This is a genomic window from Paenibacillus sp. FSL L8-0158 (assembly GCF_038592965.1).
Classification (GTDB): Bacteria; Bacillota; Bacilli; order Paenibacillales; family Paenibacillaceae; genus Paenibacillus; species Paenibacillus polymyxa_D.
Window position 1 is genome coordinate 4,728,145 of record NZ_CP151949.1, and the last position, 19,784, is coordinate 4,747,928.

The 19,784-nt window shown below is 45.7% G+C and carries 21 protein-coding genes and 1 pseudogene; 11 read left to right on the forward strand and 11 right to left on the reverse strand.

Features of this window, described 5'->3' with window-relative positions; all coding sequences use genetic code 11:
• Nucleotides 1-124: 124 nt before the first annotated feature.
• The 3 genes from NSQ68_RS20880 to NSQ68_RS20890 are packed head-to-tail and all read right to left on the reverse strand — an operon-like array spanning nt 125 to nt 3,877.
• Complete coding sequence (locus NSQ68_RS20880) at nt 125-2,206, reverse strand: penicillin-binding transpeptidase domain-containing protein (RefSeq protein WP_342427083.1); 2,082 nt, start codon at nt 2,204-2,206, stop codon at nt 125-127.
• Between the two features lie 20 nt (nt 2,207-2,226).
• The gene (locus NSQ68_RS20885) at nt 2,227-3,378 is read right to left on the reverse strand and encodes a transglutaminase domain-containing protein (RefSeq protein ID WP_342427084.1); all 1,152 of its coding nucleotides are present in this window, start codon (nt 3,376-3,378) and stop codon (nt 2,227-2,229) included.
• Between the two features lie 16 nt (nt 3,379-3,394).
• Nucleotides 3,395-3,877, reverse strand: a complete 483-nt coding sequence (locus NSQ68_RS20890; RefSeq protein ID WP_307353215.1) for a hypothetical protein — start codon at nt 3,875-3,877, stop codon at nt 3,395-3,397.
• 223 nt (nt 3,878-4,100) lie between these two features.
• Here NSQ68_RS20890 and NSQ68_RS20895 point away from each other — a divergent pair, with 223 nt between their 5' ends.
• The 3 genes and pseudogenes from NSQ68_RS20895 to NSQ68_RS20905 all read left to right on the forward strand — a co-directional run bounded on the left by NSQ68_RS20895 (nt 4,101) and on the right by NSQ68_RS20905 (nt 6,036).
• Nucleotides 4,101-5,258, forward strand: coding sequence for an MFS transporter (locus NSQ68_RS20895; RefSeq protein ID WP_342427085.1), 1,158 nt, complete (start codon nt 4,101-4,103; stop codon nt 5,256-5,258).
• A gap of 192 nt (nt 5,259-5,450) precedes the next feature.
• Nucleotides 5,451-5,525: pseudogene (locus NSQ68_RS20900) on the forward strand (sporulation protein YjcZ); the annotation flags it as partial.
• 166 nt (nt 5,526-5,691) lie between these two features.
• Nucleotides 5,692-6,036, forward strand: coding sequence for a toprim domain-containing protein (locus NSQ68_RS20905; RefSeq protein WP_029518206.1), 345 nt, complete (start codon nt 5,692-5,694; stop codon nt 6,034-6,036).
• 86 nt (nt 6,037-6,122) lie between these two features.
• On the opposite strand, the gene cyoE is transcribed toward NSQ68_RS20905, so the two are convergent.
• Nucleotides 6,123-7,067, reverse strand: coding sequence for a heme o synthase (gene cyoE, locus NSQ68_RS20910; RefSeq protein ID WP_307353209.1), 945 nt, complete (start codon nt 7,065-7,067; stop codon nt 6,123-6,125).
• 203 nt (nt 7,068-7,270) lie between these two features.
• Between cyoE and NSQ68_RS20915 the strand changes: the two genes are divergently transcribed.
• Nucleotides 7,271-8,254 (forward strand): metal-dependent hydrolase, encoded by a 984-nt coding sequence (locus tag NSQ68_RS20915; RefSeq protein ID WP_342427086.1) that lies wholly within the window; start codon nt 7,271-7,273, stop codon nt 8,252-8,254.
• A 253-nt stretch (nt 8,255-8,507) separates the two neighbouring features.
• Here the strand turns inward: NSQ68_RS20915 and NSQ68_RS20920 are convergent, their stop codons facing one another.
• Nucleotides 8,508-8,729 carry an alpha/beta-type small acid-soluble spore protein gene (locus NSQ68_RS20920; RefSeq protein ID WP_013311857.1) on the reverse strand — a complete coding sequence of 74 codons (222 nt, stop codon included), beginning with the start codon at nt 8,727-8,729 and terminating at the stop codon, nt 8,508-8,510.
• A gap of 121 nt (nt 8,730-8,850) precedes the next feature.
• Here NSQ68_RS20920 and NSQ68_RS20925 point away from each other — a divergent pair, with 121 nt between their 5' ends.
• A complete protein-coding gene (locus NSQ68_RS20925; RefSeq protein WP_342427087.1) occupies nt 8,851-9,018 on the forward strand; it encodes a hypothetical protein in 168 nt (55 codons plus the stop codon).
• 45 nt (nt 9,019-9,063) lie between these two features.
• Here the strand turns inward: NSQ68_RS20925 and trpS are convergent, their stop codons facing one another.
• Entirely contained in the window at nt 9,064-10,053 is a 990-nt protein-coding gene (gene trpS, locus NSQ68_RS20930) for a tryptophan--tRNA ligase (protein WP_307353203.1), read from the reverse strand.
• 454 nt (nt 10,054-10,507) lie between these two features.
• On the opposite strand from trpS, the gene NSQ68_RS20935 reads away from it, so the two are divergent.
• Both NSQ68_RS20935 and NSQ68_RS20940 read left to right on the forward strand, forming a co-directional pair.
• Nucleotides 10,508-11,473: an aldose 1-epimerase gene (locus NSQ68_RS20935; RefSeq protein WP_307353201.1), complete on the forward strand. Its 966-nt coding sequence runs from the start codon at nt 10,508-10,510 to the stop codon at nt 11,471-11,473.
• Nucleotides 11,474-11,563: 90 nt separating this feature from the next.
• Complete coding sequence (locus NSQ68_RS20940) at nt 11,564-11,800, forward strand: alpha/beta-type small acid-soluble spore protein (RefSeq protein ID WP_013311861.1); 237 nt, start codon at nt 11,564-11,566, stop codon at nt 11,798-11,800.
• Nucleotides 11,801-12,041: 241 nt separating this feature from the next.
• Here the strand turns inward: NSQ68_RS20940 and NSQ68_RS20945 are convergent, their stop codons facing one another.
• Nucleotides 12,042-12,443, reverse strand: coding sequence for a hypothetical protein (locus tag NSQ68_RS20945; protein WP_013311862.1), 402 nt, complete (start codon nt 12,441-12,443; stop codon nt 12,042-12,044).
• 261 nt (nt 12,444-12,704) lie between these two features.
• Nucleotides 12,705-14,492 carry a M3 family oligoendopeptidase gene (locus tag NSQ68_RS20950; RefSeq protein WP_342427088.1) on the reverse strand — a complete coding sequence of 596 codons (1,788 nt, stop codon included), beginning with the start codon at nt 14,490-14,492 and terminating at the stop codon, nt 12,705-12,707.
• A 97-nt stretch (nt 14,493-14,589) separates the two neighbouring features.
• Between NSQ68_RS20950 and NSQ68_RS20955 the strand changes: the two genes are divergently transcribed.
• Nucleotides 14,590-14,760 carry a YycC family protein gene (locus NSQ68_RS20955; protein ID WP_014277894.1) on the forward strand — a complete coding sequence of 57 codons (171 nt, stop codon included), beginning with the start codon at nt 14,590-14,592 and terminating at the stop codon, nt 14,758-14,760.
• Nucleotides 14,757-14,993: a hypothetical protein gene (locus tag NSQ68_RS20960; RefSeq protein WP_307353192.1), complete on the forward strand. Its 237-nt coding sequence runs from the start codon at nt 14,757-14,759 to the stop codon at nt 14,991-14,993. Before NSQ68_RS20955 ends, NSQ68_RS20960 begins: the two co-directional genes overlap by 4 nt.
• An 88-nt stretch (nt 14,994-15,081) precedes the next feature.
• Here the strand turns inward: NSQ68_RS20960 and NSQ68_RS20965 are convergent, their stop codons facing one another.
• Both NSQ68_RS20965 and NSQ68_RS20970 read right to left on the reverse strand, forming a co-directional pair.
• Nucleotides 15,082-15,813 carry a DUF2225 domain-containing protein gene (locus NSQ68_RS20965; protein WP_307353190.1) on the reverse strand — a complete coding sequence of 244 codons (732 nt, stop codon included), beginning with the start codon at nt 15,811-15,813 and terminating at the stop codon, nt 15,082-15,084.
• 20 nt (nt 15,814-15,833) lie between these two features.
• Complete coding sequence (locus NSQ68_RS20970; RefSeq protein ID WP_029518198.1) at nt 15,834-16,211, reverse strand: globin; 378 nt, start codon at nt 16,209-16,211, stop codon at nt 15,834-15,836.
• Between the two features lie 411 nt (nt 16,212-16,622).
• Between NSQ68_RS20970 and ylbJ the strand changes: the two genes are divergently transcribed.
• Nucleotides 16,623-17,921, forward strand: coding sequence for a sporulation integral membrane protein YlbJ (ylbJ, locus tag NSQ68_RS20975; RefSeq protein ID WP_342427089.1), 1,299 nt, complete (start codon nt 16,623-16,625; stop codon nt 17,919-17,921).
• A 66-nt stretch (nt 17,922-17,987) separates the two neighbouring features.
• Nucleotides 17,988-18,791 carry an NAD kinase gene (locus NSQ68_RS20980; protein ID WP_013372943.1) on the forward strand — a complete coding sequence of 268 codons (804 nt, stop codon included), beginning with the start codon at nt 17,988-17,990 and terminating at the stop codon, nt 18,789-18,791.
• A gap of 60 nt (nt 18,792-18,851) precedes the next feature.
• Here NSQ68_RS20980 and NSQ68_RS20985 read toward each other — a convergent pair whose 3' ends face one another.
• On the reverse strand, nt 18,852-19,766 hold the full coding sequence (locus NSQ68_RS20985; RefSeq protein WP_342427090.1) for a YutD-like domain-containing protein: 915 nt from the start codon (nt 19,764-19,766) through the stop codon (nt 18,852-18,854).
• Nucleotides 19,767-19,784: the final 18 nt, after the last annotated feature.

Consider the following 19,784-nt stretch of genomic DNA (forward strand, 5'->3'; position numbering starts at 1 on the left):
CTAAGCAATAATCGATGAATTCCAAGATGACAATTTTGTAAGAAAACGTAGAAAAAGCATAAAAAAGCTTCCCTCAGCCCAAAGGCTAAGAGAAGCTTTCATCAAATGATATCGTATAAAATGATTATGGCTGTTTGATTGCGTTAGGATCGGTTGTTGTAGCATCCTTTTTCTTAGGCACCCCGTCCAATCCATAAACTTCGTCGTAGGCATCAAAGATTTTACGTGCCACAGGTCCGGCGCTCCAGGCCCCGAAGCCTCCTTCAGGAATGACAACGGCTACGGCCAGCTTAGGATTCTGGCGTGGTGCAAAGGCGATAAATACCCCGTTATCTTTTAGTTCTCTGCCTACACTCTGCTGTGATGTCCCCGTTTTACGAGCAAAATCATACGGAAAGCCGTTAAATGCGCTAACATCTGTTGACATACCACGTATGACTTCATTCCAGTATGCATCAGGAAATTTCACCTCATTTAGAACCTTCGGTTTAAATGTTTGAACTACATTGCCGTTGGTATCTTTAATTTGGCTGACCAAATGCGGCTCCATTCGTTTTCCCTTGGTAGCAATCATCGTTGCGTACTGGGCAAGTTGCATTGGGGTATACTTGCCTTGCTGACCAAAGGAAGCATATGCCAGTCTGGAAAGGGCTGACTCTCCTTTATCGGTATATTCTAAGAGCCCCTTGAACTCACCCGGCAAGTCTACCCCTGTAGAGACACCCAATCCAAATTGTTTCATATATTTATCCCAAACACCTATGCCCTGCTCAACTGATGCATTATTCTTATACTTGTCATATAAACGTTCTCCAACCATATCTACCATAAAGGCATTGGAGGAATGGCGAATAGCGGTAGCCGGGTCCATTGAACCGTACACATGACCAGATGAGTTGCGTACCCGTGAGGAGTTGTTACGTCCGAAATAAGCCGCTCCCGTGTCTTGATAGTACGTATTTGTTGTAAATAGTCCTTCTTCCAATCCAATAAGCACAGACAGCGGTTTAATAGTCGATCCGAGAAGCACGGTAGAATCTGGGTGCTGTCCAGGTTGGCCAGAGCCAACGTTCTTAATTGTACCGTTTTGATACACATGTTCAATCTCTTTATATTTGTCTTTAGAAATATTACCCGTTTGCCAATAATTCGCATCATAATCCGGCATACTAGCCATAGCTACCACATTTCCTGTATCTACTTCCATCGCTACAGCGAAGCCTGTTTTTGCATAAGGATGAGTCTTGCCAGATACAGCGTGTGAATGGAGCCATCTCAATTGATCCGTAATGGCTTCTTCCGTTTTGACCTGAATCTCTTTATTAATGGTGGAATAAATGTTGTTCCCCTTTTGCGGAGGAGTAACAGAATCTACGCCTTCCGCCATATTGCGCGGATCAATCGGAACCGTTTTATAGCCATTTTTCCCTCGTAACTGTTCCTGATATTGAAACTCCAGTCCATCAAAACCAACAGATTCATTATCCATATAAATAAGGCCTGGGTCATTTTCAGCTGACATGGATTTTTGAATATTCCTATATTTATTCAGATTTTCACGCGCACTTTTGTAACTTTTAATATAACCGACCGCTTGAACAGCCACCGTATCCGGATCATAATGGCGTACCGTTTCCTCAACGACATCTACGCCTGGAAACTCACTCTTATGCTGCATAAAATAAGCGACTTCGTCCGGAGTAAGATTGGTTTTAATCAGACGCGGCGTAAAACCACTAAATCGTTGATAGTTCCGGTCCATAGCGCCCATAATTTGCGCTGCCGTCATTTTCGGCTCATCTTTATTCCCATATTCAGCAAAGCGATTCGCCAGCTTCTGTGTCATTTTCTCCAGCTCAGGCAATAGCTTTTTGTCATTATCACGCTTTTCTTCCATACCATCACTGTAGTTCTTGGAGAGCGTGATATAGAGCGACTGTACTGGTGTAGAATATGCCAGCCTGTTCTGTCCGGTTGAATCGTAAATTGTTCCGCGAATCGGCGTAAGCGGCACATTTTTGGTAACATTACTGGTCTCCTGCTGCTTGAGCTGAGGGCCTTCCACAAATTGAAGTATCGCCAATCTTACAATAATGACTGTAAATATAATGAACGAGCTGAAAAAGAACAGATTGATCCGGAAGCTAAATCTTTTTCGGTCGGATGTCTCATTGTCTTTTCCTTGCTCGTTGTCCATCTTTCTCATGTGCCCTTTTCCACTCCTTCTTAAATCACTTTATCCTTGATATGTGTTTGGGCAAAACCTGGCGGGTTAAACCAGTCTCCACTTTGTGCCCAGGTCGGGTCTAGCGGTACCCACTGATCCTGTCCGCTCAAATATACCTCATTCCAGGCATGGGACCCGTATCCTCCCTGTCCGTTGTATCCAAGGCCTGTTACAACCTTGACCTGTAGCCCCTGCGAACGAGCCATCATTGAGTACAGGCGGGCATAATCAATGCACACTCCTTTACGTGTATCAAACGTATCTCTGGGAGTTTGTTCATGCCAGTCACCACGTTGCTCATAGGCTTCCACCTTACTGTAATCATAGCTAATACGAGTACCCACCCATTCATACAACGCTCTGGCTTTTTGCTCGTCACCGCTTGCACCTTCTGTAATCTTGGAAGCTGCCTGAACGATATCGCTTGGAATGTCCCGGTCAATTATTTCGTATTTGCGCTGCATGATGCCATTCAGTTCCTTGGTAACAGCCTGCGTAAATACGGGCAATTTATCCTTAATCAGTGTACCGGATAACGGCTCAATGACCGATTGCGCACCTTGCTTATAAATCGGTGAAGCTTGGACGTAACTGCTAAACCCGCTGTCTGGGTACAGACTTACGCCTATGAACAGCAGGGCTATGATCATCATGGCGCGAGCTCCACCAATAAGAGTACCTATTCCGGCCCCTGCCACTCTGCTGAAAAAGCCCGATTTTTTGGGATGCTCATGGAGAGTGGAGTCTGATTTGCCACCTACCATCAGCACATAAATTGCACGCAGTATAAACTGGGCGATAGCATAACTGAGCATGAACAATACAGCGAACCGCAGCAGCGGAAAACCCTCTACCCCCGCCACGAGCGTATAATAAAATTGCTCAATTCCACTAAGTTTGCGCTGCGGCAAATGTTCCATATAAGCTGCCAGCCATTGCTGCACCTTCGGTGAAAGCCACATGGCTAACCCGAGTGAACACAAAATACCCGCCACAGTGAGTATGCCATCCACAATGAGACTAAACAGCGCCCCTACAGATCTTGATGCTCCTCGCCTCCAGCCCTGAATCAACGACAGCAGTACAATGACAATCAAAAACACCGTCACGCCATTCCAATGAAGAATAGGCTCCAGCCAGGATACTTTCATTGTGCTCCTCCTGTCTCTACGGCGACTGTGGCGACTGCGTTACAGCTGAGCCTTTCGCACTTTCGATATATTTCTTGACGGTATCGCCCATACTCCACTCGCCCAGCGACATCCCCTGGAACCATACCTTGACCTTGTCACCATCAAACGGACCTTTCACTTCCAGGTTAGAGCTGGTTACCGAAAACGTACCATCCGCGTTGGATGTGTATTGGGCATCCCGTCCCTCCTTGATCATCATGTTCAAGGCCTCGCTCTGAACCTTGTTAATTGCATCATCCTTTGCCTGAGTAACGACCTTGCCGACCTGTTCAAAGGAAATGCCACTGTAGATAAGCAAGCCTGCAATTACGACGATGACAATCAGCCATTTTATGAGAGTTCTTACAACCTTCAATATGACTAACAATAGGACAAGCCCAATTAATATATACAGCCAATTATCCTGAACAATCTGCCAATTATGTTCCAAAAACTCTGTCCAGACACCCTTATCCATTTCGCTACACTCCCGTTATCAACTACATCATTCAAATCACAAAATTGTCTCTGTAATTATACATGATTACGCAATGTCCTGTCAGCTTAGGTCTTATACATACCTTGTCTTTCAATTCTTGTCCATACAAAGTGGTCTATGTTCGTCCAATCTGGCGTACAACTTAGGAAGGGCCAATACGAAGTAACATGAAAGTTTACATTAGGGAAAGGGGGTCATTCACATGAAAACAGCCCTCTGGCTGTATCTCTTTTTATTCATTGCCTTTTTTGATCTGCATGCACAATATCCTATTTTGACGCCATTTGCCATCTCTCTGGGGGCAGCTCCTACCTTTATCGGTTGGATGATGGGGATTTACTCTCTGACTCACCTGCCTGGCAATTTGATGGCAGGTCCCAAAGTCGACAAACACGGCAGCCGCCGATATATTATGTTGAGCCTAACAGCCGCAGGTATCATTCTTATCATTCAATCGTACATCCACACACCGTGGGAATTACTTTTTCTTCGAGCGATTAGCGGTTTCGTGTTGGCCTTTTTATCCCCAGCCTGTCTGGCCATGTTGGCACAGCTATCCGACCATCCAGTTACGCAGGGCAAATATATGTCGGGACATGGTGTCGTTCACACGCTCGCCTCTGTCCTGTCTCCAGCCGCTGGCGCATTTATCGTAGCCAGTTTCGGCTTTAGTGAGACATTTAGTTCCCTTGGCATCATTCTCGTAGTCACCGGACTTATGGCTTATTTCACCTTGCCCAAAACAGCACCCGCTCCACAGGCCCAGTTATCAGATGGTCATGCGACATCTGCTCCACCATCCGGTGTACAGAAGACGCGTTTACCATTCAATTGGCGTTATCTGCTCCTGCCTTTTGTTTTGGCGTGTGCACAAGGCATTTTATTTTACGAAATTCCATTACGGAATAACGGTTCTGCGTCTATGATGTCCACCGGATTGCTTTTTTCCATTATCAGTTTGGGAGCACTTTGCACGCTCAGTATGCTGTTTCTGAACAAATATTCACCAATGGTGCGACTACTTTGTGGCATTATTTTGATGTCTCTAAGTTTTTATGCACTCGCCACCACGCCCGAAGCTGCGATTGGTATCATACTTTTTATTTTGGGAACAGCCAAAGGCATCATTTTCCCAGCGCTGGCCTCCCTTTTCATACGAATTGGAGGTGCGCGACTGGGCAAAACCTTTGCACTACAGTCTATTGCAACATCTATCGGCTCCTTTGCCGGACCTGTACTGGCAGGTCAGCTACCCGATCACATTTCCCCTTTTTTTATCGCATTTCTGATTCTGATGGCTGGCCTGCTATTCGTTCCAGTTAAGCGCTTATCTCCGACGCCACCACTGTCTGCCTCATGACCTTATCATTCCTAGAAAGTCTGAGGCAGTGGTATGCTAATATGCTACCTTTAAAGCCCAAAATGCCGTTCCAGAGGGCAAATGCACAGTACACTATCCCCCTATCCACATAGACTATTTTGACTGAACATTCACTAATAAAGGGAGGTGCAGCCTGTGAGCCACTGTCATCCTGTAAGCCCTTGCCCTGTTTTTGGAACTTCAACTGGCACCATTCTTGTTCTTTATATTCTGCTCGTCATCATTCTCCGTACTTGCTGGTTTTAATGTCTGAATTGCCCTAACGTGTTGCCCCTTGTACCCATGCCTGCCACTTCTGGCAGGCTGTTTTGTTATTTTTTGCATGAGAACCCTATTTGGAGCTACACTATACACATATTCTTCATTTCCCGGGGAATTTCGAGCATATGCATCAGACAAGGGGTGAGCTTAAATGGCGATAACCGTGATCGTCGAAGGGAAAAATGACCGTAGCAAACTTCGCCGATTACTTGACCCGGAGGTTCACATTTTATGCACCTTCGGCACACTAAACTCTATAAAACTGGAATCCCTCCACAAGCGAGCCAAGCACGACGAAATATATTTATTTATGGACAATGACAGCTCAGGGAAAAAAATAAGGGGTGTGCTTGCAGACTCATTTCCGGATGCCTATCATATGTATACCCGCAAAGGATACGCTGGCGTAGAAGGCACTCCAGACGAATATGTGATCGCTCAATTGGAAAAGGCAGGATTGGAAGAATACATTATATACCCGCCACCTGTTCTTTAGTCTTGAATAACAAAAAAGCTGTCCTCAGGCCGCTTTCATGCCTGTTGGACAGCTATATGGTGCTATAAAATGCCTCTAAAATGACATTAGAATTTATGAACCGTATCGACGATCATCAGCAAGAAGCTGAGTGTCAGATGGTTAATGGAAAAGAAGAATACTTTTTTGGCCCAGGAATCCGTTTCTTCTTCCTTAATCGTAAAACCTTTAAAGGCATAGAATGCCCACAGCACGGACAGTAACACGGACACGATCATAAAAATCATACCGGCATATCCATAAGCATACATAAGGATGGGTACCGGAATCAGCAATACAATATAAGGAATCATCTGGATTTTGGTCCGATGGATACCTTTTACGACTGGCAACAATGGAAATCCTGCTGCGCGGTATTCCTCAACTCTGCGAATAGCAAGTGCCCAGAAGTGAGGCGGCTGCCATAAGAACAGTAGAGCGAATAAAAGCCAAGCGCCCATATCAATACGACCCGAAGCGGCCACATAACCAATTACAGGAGGCATTGCACCAGAAATACCGCCGATGGATGTGCTCCATGTAGACGAACGTTTTAACCAAAGTGTATAAATACCGACGTAGACGAACATACCAAGTAATCCCAGTAATCCTGCCTTTACACCAGAGAAGGAGAATAGAACAGCTAACCCGACAATGCCCAAAATAATAGCGTATGACAACACCGTTGTAGGGGTCAGACGCCCAGTTGGCAGTGAGCGATTACGTGTACGCTCCATTTTCAAATCCAGCTCACGGTCAAAATAGTTGTTAAATACACAAGAAGACGCCATAACTAGCATTGTACCTAAAAGTGTAAGAATTAGCTTTATATAGTCAACGTCCCATTGCGATGCTAACCAAAAACCACCAAAGGCTGCAACCAGATTGGTACGAAGGATGCCTGGCTTGGTAACTGTAATAAAATCTTTCCAAGTGCCCGCTTTACCGGGTGGTTTAGACTTTACAGAATAGGTAGCCGCATCCGAAGAAGTCTTATAACTAATATTATCCATTGTGAGTAACTCCCCCTTAGAGATGTATGAATTCGGGAGTAAGTTGAACTCCGATATAAATTTTATCATATACCTACCCCAAAAAGTTTGACAGAAAACGCACAAAACGTTCACAATTCCGATGGCAAATCGCCCCTGCTGATCGTTTACAGTAAATTTGGGTAGTAATAAGTACAGGAAACAATACAAAAGGAGCGACAGATATGGATACAGCCACACACTTTGTCATGGGAATCGGTTTGGCCGGTCTGGCCTACACTGATCCTGTCGTCGCCGGAGATCCAAAGTTGGCCGCAGTGGTACTGCTCGCTACAGTTGTAGGGTCACAAGCTCCGGATTTTGACACTTTGCTTCGGTTGAAAAATAATGCAGCCTACATTCGCAATCACCGTGGACTGTCGCATTCAATTCCCTTCTGGTTGATATGGATCTTGTCCATAACAGGGCTAATTTGCCTGATCTTCAGAGATGTGCCCCCAGGTCATGTAGCATTATGGGTAACGATTGCCGTCTGCCTGCATGTATTCACAGATTTGTTTAATACGTACGGAACACAGGCATTTCGGCCGTTTACGAACAAGTGGATATCTTGGAATATCATCCATATTTTCGATCCCTTTATTTTTGGCACCCATGTTGCTGCGATTATGCTGTGGGTCACCGGATTGATTTCACCCGCTCCCTTATTTATTACGCTGTACGTTATTATTGGCCTATATTACATTTGGCGAACCTGGAGTCATTTTATAACCAGAAAAGCGGTACGTAATATGGACAACGAGCGTCAAGAGGGCGACAATTATTATATCATTCCCACCGTATCATGGAACCGGTGGCATGTGGTAAAAGCTCATCAGAATGGAAGTTATGACATTGGCGGATTAAATGGCTCGCACTTATTTTGGACGAAACACGCGATTCCATCCACACATCCTGCCGTAGAAGCATCCAAATCCTATCGCGATGTGCAGGCATTTCGCTATTTTTCCTCCTTTGCTGTTGCCGAGGTGGAAGAACTGGAATGGGGCTACATTGTACGATGGGGAGACGTCAGGTATCGACACCGGAGGCAATATCCATTCGTGGCTGTGGTCGCGATGGATAAGCAGTTCGGGCTGATCAACAGTTATATCGGATGGCTCAGTGACGAAAAGATGCAAAAACGCCTTTCCCTGCATACGAATTAAAACTGCTTACAAGCTAACAACCAGCCTTATGAACAAGAGACAGCAAGTTCCCCCTTAATCTGGGAGCTTGCTGTTTTTTTGGTCATTCGCTCCAAAAATCACATCTCATGAAAGCGCCCTCTTGACGAAGCGGACTTGCGTGATTCACAATGGTCATAAGCCATGCATAAAAAAATCCGGAGCATGATCGCTCCGGATTTTCTTCATCACAGTTGCTCATAATACAGCTTCCAAGATGGAGTGTTTATGTGTATTACTGCAAACGGCTGCTGCCCGACAAGGATTGTTCTGCTTGTTGGACCAGCTTTTTCGTAATATATCCCCCAAGAGAACCTGTTTCGCGGGAAACAACATTACCGAAGTAACCGTCCTGAGGGATGGTGATGCCAAGTTCTTGAGCTGCCTCATATTTTAATTGTTGTAAAGCGGCGTTGGCCTGCGGTACTTGCAGGTTGTTTGAACGACGTCTGCTCATATTTGAATCTCCTTTCAGTTCTTTGTGAGTGAGGTTCATTGCAAGCTTGCAAGATTATTATGGCTCGCTTACAACTACTTATTCCTGAAATTCAACATTCGAACACTGGAGGTTTTTACCAATGAGCAAAGGTTTATCCCTATGGTTCGCCGTTTCATCCATTGTCCTGCTGACCGCAGCTGCTATATCCATCAGTTATTCCGCATGGCTTGCCATTCTACTGGGGATATTATCTGTCGGCAATATCGGCTGGGGTTTCGTGGTTAAAGCCCGACAACGCCGCTCCTAAGCCAATTCTATAGAAGGCTTGATCCGTTTTGCTTGCAATATGGCTCTAGCGTAGACGTGGCAGAAAGCCCATGCGCTCTTTGACCGCAGACAGCGTGACTTCAGCAGCTTCTTGAGCACGCTCTGCGGATTGGGCCAAAATACGTCCAATCTCACCGGATTCCCGGATATCGCGATAGCGCTGCTGAATCGGTTCAAGCATAGCTACAACGGTCTCTGCCAGTTCTTTTTTAAATGTCCCGTACATTTGGCCTTCATAACGATCCTGCACTTCTTGGAGCGACAAACCGGAACACTGGCTGTAAATGCTCATTAGATTACTAATTTCAGGTTTATTGGCCGGATCATATCTAACCTCACTGCCAGAATCGGTCGTAGCACGGCTGATTTTTTTGCGTATAACTTTCGGATCGTCCAGCAGCGCAATAAAACTGCCTGCATTCGGATTACTCTTGCTCATTTTTTTGGATGCATCATCCAGGGACATAATTCTCGCCCCTACTTCAGGGATATACGGCTCGGGAATTGTAAAATAATCTCCATAACGATGATTAAAGCGGCCCGCCAAATCCCGTGTCAGCTCCAGATGCTGTTTCTGATCTTCGCCCACCGGGACGAGATCCGCGTTGTAGAGCAAAATGTCAGCTGCCATCAACGACGGATATACGAACAGCCCTGCTCCTACGGAATCCTTGCCAGCAGCCTTGTCCTTAAACTGAGTCATACGTTCCAGCTCGCCCATATTCGTCAGTGTTGTCATCAACCATCCCAGCTCAGCGTGCTGAGGAACATGGGATTGTAAAAAGACGTTGGATTTCTCTGGGTTAATACCCGCTGCAATAAATAATGCCGCTACCGCCTCCGACTGCTCGCGTAATTGAGCTGGTTCCTGCGGTACGGTAATCGCATGAAGATCTGGAACCATAAAGTAACATTGGTGATCCTCTTGCAATTTGACAAAGTTTTTCATTGCGCCGATGTAATTACCCAAAGTAAGTTGTCCGCTAGGCTGAATACCTGAAAGTACGGTTTTCATATTCTTCCTCCTCCGATTATTTCAATATTTTAGAACGCAAAAAGGCCCCGCATCCTCAAGGGACGCGAGACCGTGGTACCACCCTTATTCATTGCCGTCAGCCTTTACTTGTCGGAGCTATGCTCCGTGGCTGATTGCAATCTTAAAGCTCCGTTAACGGGGAGCAATCGGCCGTCATACTGAGGAACGTAAAATCCTGTTCTGTGCGGCACTCCAAGGTCCATTCAGCAGTGCAGGCTCACCGGTTCCCATCCACCACCGGCTTTCTGAAGAGCTTGTGCAAAAGCTTACTTGTCCTCATCATCGCGTTATCCATGTCATTACTTTCTAAACTACATTAATGATAATTCCGCATAATGTTATTGTCAAATGACGATTGTGCCCTACGATCAAAAATCTGTTATCATAATGACACGAAGCTTCAACCGATTATAGTGGACAAAGGAGCATGGATATGAAACAAGTGACCAAAGAACACTGGAACGGTTACGACACGTATGTTTTACATAGTGGTGAACTGGAAGTTACGATGATCCCTCGCCTCGGGAATAATATTATCTCAGTGCGTGATCTGAAGCTCGACCGGGATATCGTACGTCGGCCCGGTGAGGAAGAATTGGCTTTTTATTTACAAAAGCCTTATCATTTTGGCTTGCCCATTTTGATTCCTCCAGGCCGAATTCGCAAAGGACAATTTGAGTTTGACGGTGTTCCTTACCAGTTCGACCGAAATACAGCCAATGACAATCATATACACGGTCTGCATCGTAATCAATCCTGGCGCTGCAGTGATATTGAAGAGGATGAAGAAGGTTGCAGTGTCACTACCGAGCTTTTGACAGAAAGTGATCCGCACTGGATGGAACAATTCCCCATTCCCTTGCGTCTGGAGATGACGTATCGTTTGCAGGGTGCTGTATTAAGTCAAACACTGCGCGTAACGAATTTGGGTGAAAAAGCAGCCCCATTTGGCTTGGGGTATCACACCTGGTTTATGGTGGACGGAGAACCTGAGCGCTGGCGCCTAAAGCTACCTGTAAACGGCGTATATGAACAGGATGCTGAACAGCTACCTACAGGTAGCATTACTTCGTTGGATGACTTGGAGCAGCTCTCTTCGGGTCTTTCTCTGAAAGGAACGAATCTAGATACGTTGCTGCGAGCAACGGAAGGCCCTGCTGAAGCTCTTTTGGCTCGTGACGACGGTTATCAAATCCGCTACACAGCAGATGAGCAATACTTTAAGTATTGGGTGTTATACACCAAAGGTGAATGCGATCAGTATCTTTGCATTGAGCCTTATACATGGCTGTCAGATGCTCCTAATTTACCTGATCCTGTTGGAGGAGGCGGGCTGATCCGTCTGGAGCCTCAGCAATCCATCGACCTCAAAACTCAGATTCAAATCATATATCCGTAATTTCCCTCTAGTCACTTTCCTTCCTTCGGCGCATATTTTCATAACTCTGTCGCATACTAACCTCATCACAGCCGAAGGAGGTGACTACACATGAATGAAGCTAATCAAGGCAGAAGTCGTCGCAGTAACAACCTTGTTGTTCCTCAAGCCAACAACGCACTGCAACAATTGAAATATGAAGCTGCACAAGAGCTGGGCATCACCATTCCGGCAGATGGTTACTACGGTGACATGCCATCCCGTGAAGCTGGTTCTCTGGGAGGCTATATCACTAAACGCTTGGTACAGCTGGCCGAACAGCAATTATCAGGACGTTCAGGTCAATAAGCGTCATTATTCCACATGAGCATTCCGTTCATCGTAATTTACCAAAATGCGTTATACGGGCATATAACAAAGGCGGTCTTCCCATGGAAGGCCGCCTTTTCTCTTTTTTAAATTAGGATTTTACAAATTCGATTCCAGTCGCTCCGAAGTGCAAGATATAGACGAACTAAACCATTTCGATCCTATATCTTGTTCATTGGAAGTCGCTTATGGGATTTTTGCAAAATCCTCATATTGATGATTATTCCGAATTAGCCGCTCGGTATGTAGGCTTGTTGTAGCGGATCATGAGATTCGCCATGTTGTAGTTGGACTCCAGTGTTGCATCTACCAAAATCGTTCCTTGTCTGATGGCAAAATCGAAAGCAATCTCACCATGAGTCCAGCTACGCTTATGATTTAGCGTTTCTAGGGCCATACGCCGAAAATCCTCCCGATGCTTTGCTGATAACCCCGGTTCTACTGCTGCAAACGTGCCACCTTTACCTGCAAGCGGATTATGGCGAATCCCAAACTTCCCAACTACATTGTTACGTATTTGTACAAATACGATGCCTGACGACAAACCCGCCAGTTCATTATCCAGTTCTTTTAAAACGATATCCATCTGCCTTGCCAACGACAATTGACCTACTTCATCCATTACAAAAACCCTCCTATGTACCTTATCCAAAAATAATTAATAGGTCTTACGGCTCAATTATATGCGAAGATTTTTAACCTTACAATCAAAACCAACACAATTGGGTATTTATAACTATTTTCTAAGTATATCCATCATTTTAAATTTCGCCAACAGGTAATGTTAATTACACTTCGACATTTTGCGACTTTGTTCATCATCTTCTGCAAAAATTACAAAAAAGGCCTCCCTTATAGGAGACCTTTCAAAAGTGTAAATCCGTTATTTTGTCATTTGTAAAAATTGCTCAATATCCTGAACCGTAACTTGCGCAGCATTACGCCAGAAGTCAGCCTGTGTTAAATCGGTACCTAAGTGCTTGGAAGCCAATTCTTCGACTGTCATGCGACCTGTATCACGCAGCAAGGCATCATATTGGTCGGCGAAGCCGTCAGGGTTTTCCTTCGCAAAAGCGTAAATTCCTGCACTGAACATATACCCGAATGTGTACGGGAAGTTGTAGAAAGGAGTGTCCGTAATATAGAAATGCAGCTTGGATGCCCAAAAATGAGGATGAGCCTCATCCAGGATACCACTAAACGCTTCACGCTGCGCTTGTTCCATCAACTCGCTTAATTGTTGTGCTCCTACGACTCCTTTTTTCCGCAACTCGTAAAAACGGGTTTCAAACAGGAAACGGGCATGAATGTTCATAAAGAAGGCTACACCACGCTGAATCTTATCCTCCAGCAAAGCTACCTTCTCCTGACCCTCGGCAGCTTCCAGCAAAGCATCTGATACAATAAGTTCTGCCAGCGTCGATGCCGTCTCAGCTACGTTCATGGCATAATTTTGATTCAATGGGTGCAATTCATTCATCACATGCTGGTGATAACCGTGTCCGAGCTCATGGGCCAGTGTCGAAACGTTGGATGGTGATCCGGCATAGGTCATAAAAATACGGGTCTCTTTGCTCAGACGCAGAGACGTACAGAAACCACCCGGACGTTTGCCAGGACGATCCTCTGCTTCAATCCAACTTTTCTCAAAAGCCATTTGGGCAAAGTCAGCCATTCTCGAGCTAAACTTACCAAATTGCTCAACAATCGTTACAGCAGCATCGTCGTAAGGGATTTTAGAGGTTGATGTTCCCAGCGGAGCTTCAACGTCATGCCAGGACAGCTTCTCTAAGCCCAGCAGCTTTGCTTTTCGCTCCAAGTATTTGACTACAATAGGCTTCGTTTCATTAATAACCTGCCACATCGTATCCAGCGTTTGTGCGGACATACGGCTGATTTCCAGCGGTTCCTTAAGCACATCTGTCCAGCCTCGTTTTTCATATAGCTTCAGACGGAAGCCTGCCAAATGATTCAATGTATCCGCGCAATAGTCCTCTACCTGAGTCCATGCCTCTTCCCAACGTGCAAACACGTCTTTACGTACGCTGCGATCTGCTTCATCCAGCTTATTAGCTGCCTGACCTACAGACAGGTTTACGATCTCGCCATTTTCTGGTACAGGGATCGTCATATTTTTGACAATGGTATCATAGAAGTCGCCCCATCCATGATAGCCATCCACTGCTAGATCTAATGCAAGGCTTTCCAGCTCAGGAGCCATTTTTTCACGTGCTTCGTTCCGATATTCGTTCAGGACAAAAGAAATCGGCTGGATAGCTTCGCGCTCCATCCATTTCTGCCAAATGTCTTCACTGGTTTGTGCCAGCAAGTTCTGGAAAGATACTAAAGCACTTTTCCCTTGGGCATACAGCGTGTTGACACGCGCCCCCAGTTGAACAGCCAGCTTGTCGTGCTGGTTTTGAGCAGTTAGACAAGAGACAAAGGAACCCGCCTGCGACGCGCCATTAAACAGCTCCTGAATGCTATTCAATACACTATCCAGACGCTCGGTATCCAATACCGTTTGTGGTACTTTAGCTGCTTTAAGCTGGGACTGCAGCTGTTGGACCTTGCTTTCCAATTCTTCCAAAAATGCATGGAATGAGGCAGAGGAAGACCCTCCGCTAAAAATAGATTCCAGATCCCATGTTTGCTTTAACGGTGTTTTCATAATAGTTCCACCTTTCTTTTTTGGCGAATTCATGTGGTTTCATATACAATAAAGCTACATCGTGATAGTAAATCACTACAATTGGGAGGAAAACAGAATGAGACCCTTACAAATTTCGCCGGAAACAGCTGTGAAATTATCCGAAAAGCTCGGTATTCCGCTGGAACACCTTATGCATACACCCCAGCACATTTTGATGCAAAAGCTGGCCGAACTGGCTAAAGAAGAAACCGCTGACCCGAACGGCGGAGAATCGGACAAATCATGATCCCTTTTCATAAAACCTGGCCTTATGACATCGTCATGGGAGACGTTTATGTACAGTCTTGTCCGTTTTGCGACCATGATAATGTATTGCTGCCCCTGAAGCCTAAAGAACTTAAGCTCATACACGAAGGTATGAAAAAGCTGCTTGTGTTTCCATGTTGCCATAACAAGATTACTTTAGTGGATTGTGATGACGATTATTTGCTGTCAGATACCACATTGCGTCATCATTAATTCATGAGTTGTAAGATAAGATAACCCGTTTTACAAACAAGGTGTGAACCATGAGCCTAAATCGGCCATAGTACACACCTTTATTTCTTCAGGAGGAGCTTGCGTCTTGCATTTCCTCTGGCAGTTGGAAATTTTTAGCCATCATTTGTTCTCGCAGTACAGACCACTGTTCGCGGGAAGCCCGGATCATGGCTGCATCCATAATCTTTTTGTCATTAATGACACGCGAAAACCAGCGTACCGCTTCGTTAAAGTTGCCTGTACGTCGATGCAATTCACCAATCAGATACAGCAGTTTGGCATTATTCGCCCCGACACCCTCCAGCTCATAAACCCGAACGTAAGAATCCAGACTAAATTTGAGAAAGCGAAGCTCCTGCTCCTCATTTCCCTGGTATCTATACATCCATGCGATATGCTGTAATAGACTGGCTACTACGCGTTCCTTTTCTCCGATGACCTGGGCACAGAGTAAACCCAGTTTATACGTTTCTAATGCCTCTTCCCAGCTACGATGCCCGCCATATTCGCGAGACTGCCAGCGATTACCGATTTTATCCTTGAATATCTTGGTTTGTTGATCGCTTAACTGAACGGTAGAGTGCTCTGTCGAGGTAAATCCACAATGAGGACAGACCCTTACAACGTAAAAATCCGGATTTTCATTCTTATAATAAGCACAAAAATCTGAATCCGTACGAATGGCCTTCTTTAGGCTTGGTCTGACACGGGATGTCTGAAATTCTTCTTCGCAATGTGAGCAAGTGATTTTGATCTGATATAACGGTTCAAGTTCCAATGTTTTTACAACCCTCTCCAAAATTCGGCAATCCCCGAAAGCTACGGGGTATTTACAAAATGATGCGCAGGACCAGACAAACGGTTAAGTATAATTGAACGAAGCGGCTCCTCAATGCCCGTATCCGTTAACGCACCTGCCATACAAGACAACCATGCCTCTGCTCGCTCCTCCGTTACGGGAAACTTCATATGTCTCGCACGTAACATCGGATGACCATATGCATCAGAAAAAAGGGACGGTCCTCCAAAAAACTGGCTCAGGAACATAAACTGCTTTTCCTTAACCGGTTCCATGTCTTTAGGAAACAGGGGACTTAACAACGGATCTTTATAAACTCTCGGGTAGAAGGCCTCAATAATAGCACGAATACCTTCCGCGCCCCCAAGGTTGTCATAAATGCTCAGGCTAGGGTTCACTTTTCCTCCAACTTTCTGTGCTATGGTAATAAATATACACCCGTATTATAACAAAAAACAAAAAATGACGCTAAAAATAAGCGTCATTTTATCAATTTAACATATGAAGAGGATGTGCTTCGTTGCACACAGCTTCGTCATTCTATAAATACAACTAATAACTCCGCCAATCCTCTTCACCGGGATGGACGAGAGAGGCACGAATAACATACACAAAAGCACATACGAACAGACCGGCAACGATACTCATCCTGATCACTCCATCCTTAAGGTTATGGATCGTTGTTCTCCTATTTTAACATACTATTTACAAAAATACAGCAACAAATGTAACCGTTTTCTTTGATTTTTTGTACTCTTTGTCCATCCCCGACATAGGTATAATAGTACAACTCCAAAGGAGGGGCCTCTATGTCGCTATACCGTCGTTACTCGCTTCCTCTGCTCATCCTTTCACTGCTATTCCTATTTATGCTTATGGCTGTATACCCGCAATCTTCTCTGAATGCCGGGCTTCGGGGGCTTGCCATCTGGTGGGACGTGCTGTTTCCGTCTTTATTTCCGTTTTTCGTTATTTCCGAGCTTCTCCTCGGTTTCGGAATTGTTCATTTCATAGGTGCGCTGTTGGATCCGCTGATGCAGCCTCTATTCCGTGTACCTGGCTGTGGAGGTTTTGTCGCTGCGGTCAGCTGTGCATCCGGTTACCCGATTGGAGCTAAACTAACAGCCAAGCTGTGGGAGCAAAAATGGATCACACGCATTGAAGGAGAGCGTTTGGTCGCATTTACGACTTCCTCTGATCCGATATTTCTGATCGGTGCGGTTTCCGTTGGCTTCTTCCATCAACCAGAAATTGCACTCGTACTGGGCGCGGCCCATTATGGTGGTGTGCTCATCATCGGGCTGCTTATGCGCTTCCACGGTTCCCGTTCAGGGGAAACAGATACTCGCAGCGACCGCCCTCAACCTACGCAAAAAGCCTGGTCGAAGTCCACGAATACAAAAGCTGCAGGTCGCAATGGACAGCCTGGCCCCCTACGCCAAGCATTATATGCCATGCATACAGCTCGTTTGGAAGATGGTCGTCCATTGGGTGAGTTACTCCGTCAGGCGATTACTTCCTCCCTACGCCTTATTATTGTCGTAGGGGGGCTAGTTGTATTCTTCTGCGTCATTTTAGAAGCTTTGACGAACTCCGGTTTAATGAGCGGGCTTCATCTGCTTACGGCAAATCTCTTGAATACATGTGGTCTTCCTCCTACGTTAACGGAGTCCATCGTGGGTGGTATTTTCGAAGTCACTTTAGGAGTGCAAGCCGCAGGTAAAGCCACGGCAGCGGCGTTACCATTCAAGGTAGCGGCAGCCGCTTTTGTTCTCTCCTGGGGCGGGCTGTCGGTTCATGCGCAGGTTGCAAGTATTTTAAATATGACAAATATCCGTTATATGCCATTTTTGCTGGCCCGGGCTGCGCACGGCATCATCTCGGCACTGCTCGCTCTTGTGTTATGGCGGCCTCTAATGGGCCAAGGAAGCTCTCCAGTCTTTTCTCCAATATACGACATCGTATGGTCCCCTGGCTTCTCGTCCGCCATGCTGTTGCAAAGTCTGCTGTTTCTTGCCTTTATACTGGCTGGAATGCTTAGTCTCTCATGGTTGAGTGTGGGTACAAGTCGCTTATACGTACGTTTGAGAAGAACACACAGGCAATGAACGATTGTGTTCTTGCTCATAATTGATTATGATCGATATATACCCATGACAAAGGAGCTTTTCATCTTGAGATATTATGTTCTGGATCGCGGGGATCAGCACTCCATGGACTTGAGTCAGCAATTTCACCGTCTTGCCCAAGAAAAGAATTTCAAGCTGGATGCCGAATCGCCGGAAATCGTCGTGTCTATTGGAGGCGATGGTACGATGCTTCATGCGTTTCATACCTTCATCGACCGTATTCCGGATATTGCCTTTGTTGGTGTACATACCGGTCATCTGGGCTTTTACGCCGATTGGCGTGCGGACGAGCTGGAGGAGCTAATCCACCTGATGAGCCAAAGCGGATCTGAGGGACCGCTTAACCCGAGAATCGTTAAGTATCCACTGATTGAGTTGGAAATTCACAAGAAGTCAGGCAATGCTTCTTTTATTGCCTTGAATGAGTTTACGTTAAAAGGGGTGGATGGCACTGTCGTTGCCCAAGTAGATATTAACGATATCACCTTTGAAATGTTTCGCGGTGACGGTATATGTGTTTCTACTCCCTCAGGGACGACCGCCTATAATAAAGCACTTGGCGGAGCTATGGTTCACCCCACCATTGAAGCATTGCAATTGACTGAGATCGCTTCCATCAATAACCGCGTGTATCGGACACTGGGATCGCCATTGCTACTGCCCAAACATCATCATTGTGATATTTTTTCACGGAAAGATCAGCGTCTTTTATTGACAGTAGATCACCTGAACTTTCCTGTGGATGACTTAATCTCTGTTCGATGTCAGGTCGCAAGTCAGAAGATCAGCTTCGCTCGTTACCGTCCTTTCCCATTTTGGGATCGAGTACGCAACGCTTTTCTTAATTAGAACCTATAAAAGAGCCGACTCTGGCTCTTTTTTTACAAACAAAACGGTTCCTGAAAAAATTCAGGAACCGTTTTGTTGTGGAGATGTAAATGTTTTATTCTTTTTACTACCCTCAGTTTTTTCGGCTTTAGCAGCTGAATGGGTCTGACGCTGGCCCTCAGGTTCACGTGAGACACGAACTTGCCGTCCCTCCCGATTTTCCTTTGGTTGACGCTCATAGCGTGGTCCACGCGATTCCTTTTTATCGAAACTCCCTTGCTGATTGCGCTGTCTACGCGGTTCTCGGGTTTGCTGCCCTTCACCCGGATTGCGTCCATCCTTTGCTTCACGTGGTTCTCTTGGCTGGCGAGAATCACGTGCTTCACGTGGCTCACGCTGCCGATTTCCTTCACGTCCTTCTCTGGATGAACGACTTTCGCGAGCTTCACGCGGCTGTCGCTCACGTACTTCCTGGGCATCCTTCGGTTCCCGACGTTGCAACTCGCGTGGTTCTCGGGATTCTCGAGGCTGCTGCACTCGCGATTCCTCCGTAGCTGTGGAATCCTGCTGTGGTTGCGGCCACTCCTGTTCTCCCGCTGTATGTTGCAATACTTCTTGCTGCTCTTCGGTTTCTAACGTTCCCGCTTGTTCCCTTTGAGCATCTACCAACTGCTGAATATCTGGAGCAACGATTTCATCATTGACGCCGTTTTTATTAACCACTTCACGGCTTTTTTGCAGCACAAAATAGGCACAGCCAAAATTGCAGTATTCATTAATGTAATCGTCCAGTACCACTATAGATGTATCCTTATTTGCTTTGGGATGGCCGTCTCGATAAAAGCCCTTCAGACGCAGCTGATTGTAACCCCAATCACCAATAATGTAATCATAGCGATCCAGCACTTCACTATACCGATCACGAAACGCTTCGGGATTCCATCCGTTCTTGTGATCCTGCAACAATTCATAGTTTTTACCACCGATTTGAAACAAGCTATTCTGACCGCCTTT

Excerpts from the sequence above, each read along its gene's own strand:
- NSQ68_RS20880 (WP_342427083.1), bottom strand. The coding sequence starts at position 2,206 with ATGAGAAAGATGGACAACGAGCAAGGAAAAGACAATGAGACATCCGAC.
- NSQ68_RS20885 (WP_342427084.1), bottom strand. The coding sequence starts at position 3,378 with ATGAAAGTATCCTGGCTGGAGCCTATTCTTCATTGGAATGGCGTGACG.
- NSQ68_RS20890 (WP_307353215.1), bottom strand. The coding sequence starts at position 3,877 with ATGGATAAGGGTGTCTGGACAGAGTTTTTGGAACATAATTGGCAGATT.
- NSQ68_RS20895 (WP_342427085.1), top strand. The coding sequence starts at position 4,101 with ATGAAAACAGCCCTCTGGCTGTATCTCTTTTTATTCATTGCCTTTTTT.
- NSQ68_RS20905 (WP_029518206.1), top strand. The coding sequence starts at position 5,692 with ATGGCGATAACCGTGATCGTCGAAGGGAAAAATGACCGTAGCAAACTT.
- cyoE (WP_307353209.1), bottom strand. The coding sequence starts at position 7,067 with ATGGATAATATTAGTTATAAGACTTCTTCGGATGCGGCTACCTATTCT.
- NSQ68_RS20915 (WP_342427086.1), top strand. The coding sequence starts at position 7,271 with ATGGATACAGCCACACACTTTGTCATGGGAATCGGTTTGGCCGGTCTG.
- NSQ68_RS20920 (WP_013311857.1), bottom strand. The coding sequence starts at position 8,729 with ATGAGCAGACGTCGTTCAAACAACCTGCAAGTACCGCAGGCCAACGCC.
- NSQ68_RS20925 (WP_342427087.1), top strand. The coding sequence starts at position 8,851 with ATGAGCAAAGGTTTATCCCTATGGTTCGCCGTTTCATCCATTGTCCTG.
- trpS (WP_307353203.1), bottom strand. The coding sequence starts at position 10,053 with ATGAAAACCGTACTTTCAGGTATTCAGCCTAGCGGACAACTTACTTTG.
- NSQ68_RS20935 (WP_307353201.1), top strand. The coding sequence starts at position 10,508 with ATGAAACAAGTGACCAAAGAACACTGGAACGGTTACGACACGTATGTT.
- NSQ68_RS20940 (WP_013311861.1), top strand. The coding sequence starts at position 11,564 with ATGAATGAAGCTAATCAAGGCAGAAGTCGTCGCAGTAACAACCTTGTT.
- NSQ68_RS20945 (WP_013311862.1), bottom strand. The coding sequence starts at position 12,443 with ATGGATGAAGTAGGTCAATTGTCGTTGGCAAGGCAGATGGATATCGTT.
- NSQ68_RS20950 (WP_342427088.1), bottom strand. The coding sequence starts at position 14,492 with ATGAAAACACCGTTAAAGCAAACATGGGATCTGGAATCTATTTTTAGC.
- NSQ68_RS20955 (WP_014277894.1), top strand. The coding sequence starts at position 14,590 with ATGAGACCCTTACAAATTTCGCCGGAAACAGCTGTGAAATTATCCGAA.
- NSQ68_RS20960 (WP_307353192.1), top strand. The coding sequence starts at position 14,757 with ATGATCCCTTTTCATAAAACCTGGCCTTATGACATCGTCATGGGAGAC.
- ylbJ (WP_342427089.1), top strand. The coding sequence starts at position 16,623 with ATGTCGCTATACCGTCGTTACTCGCTTCCTCTGCTCATCCTTTCACTG.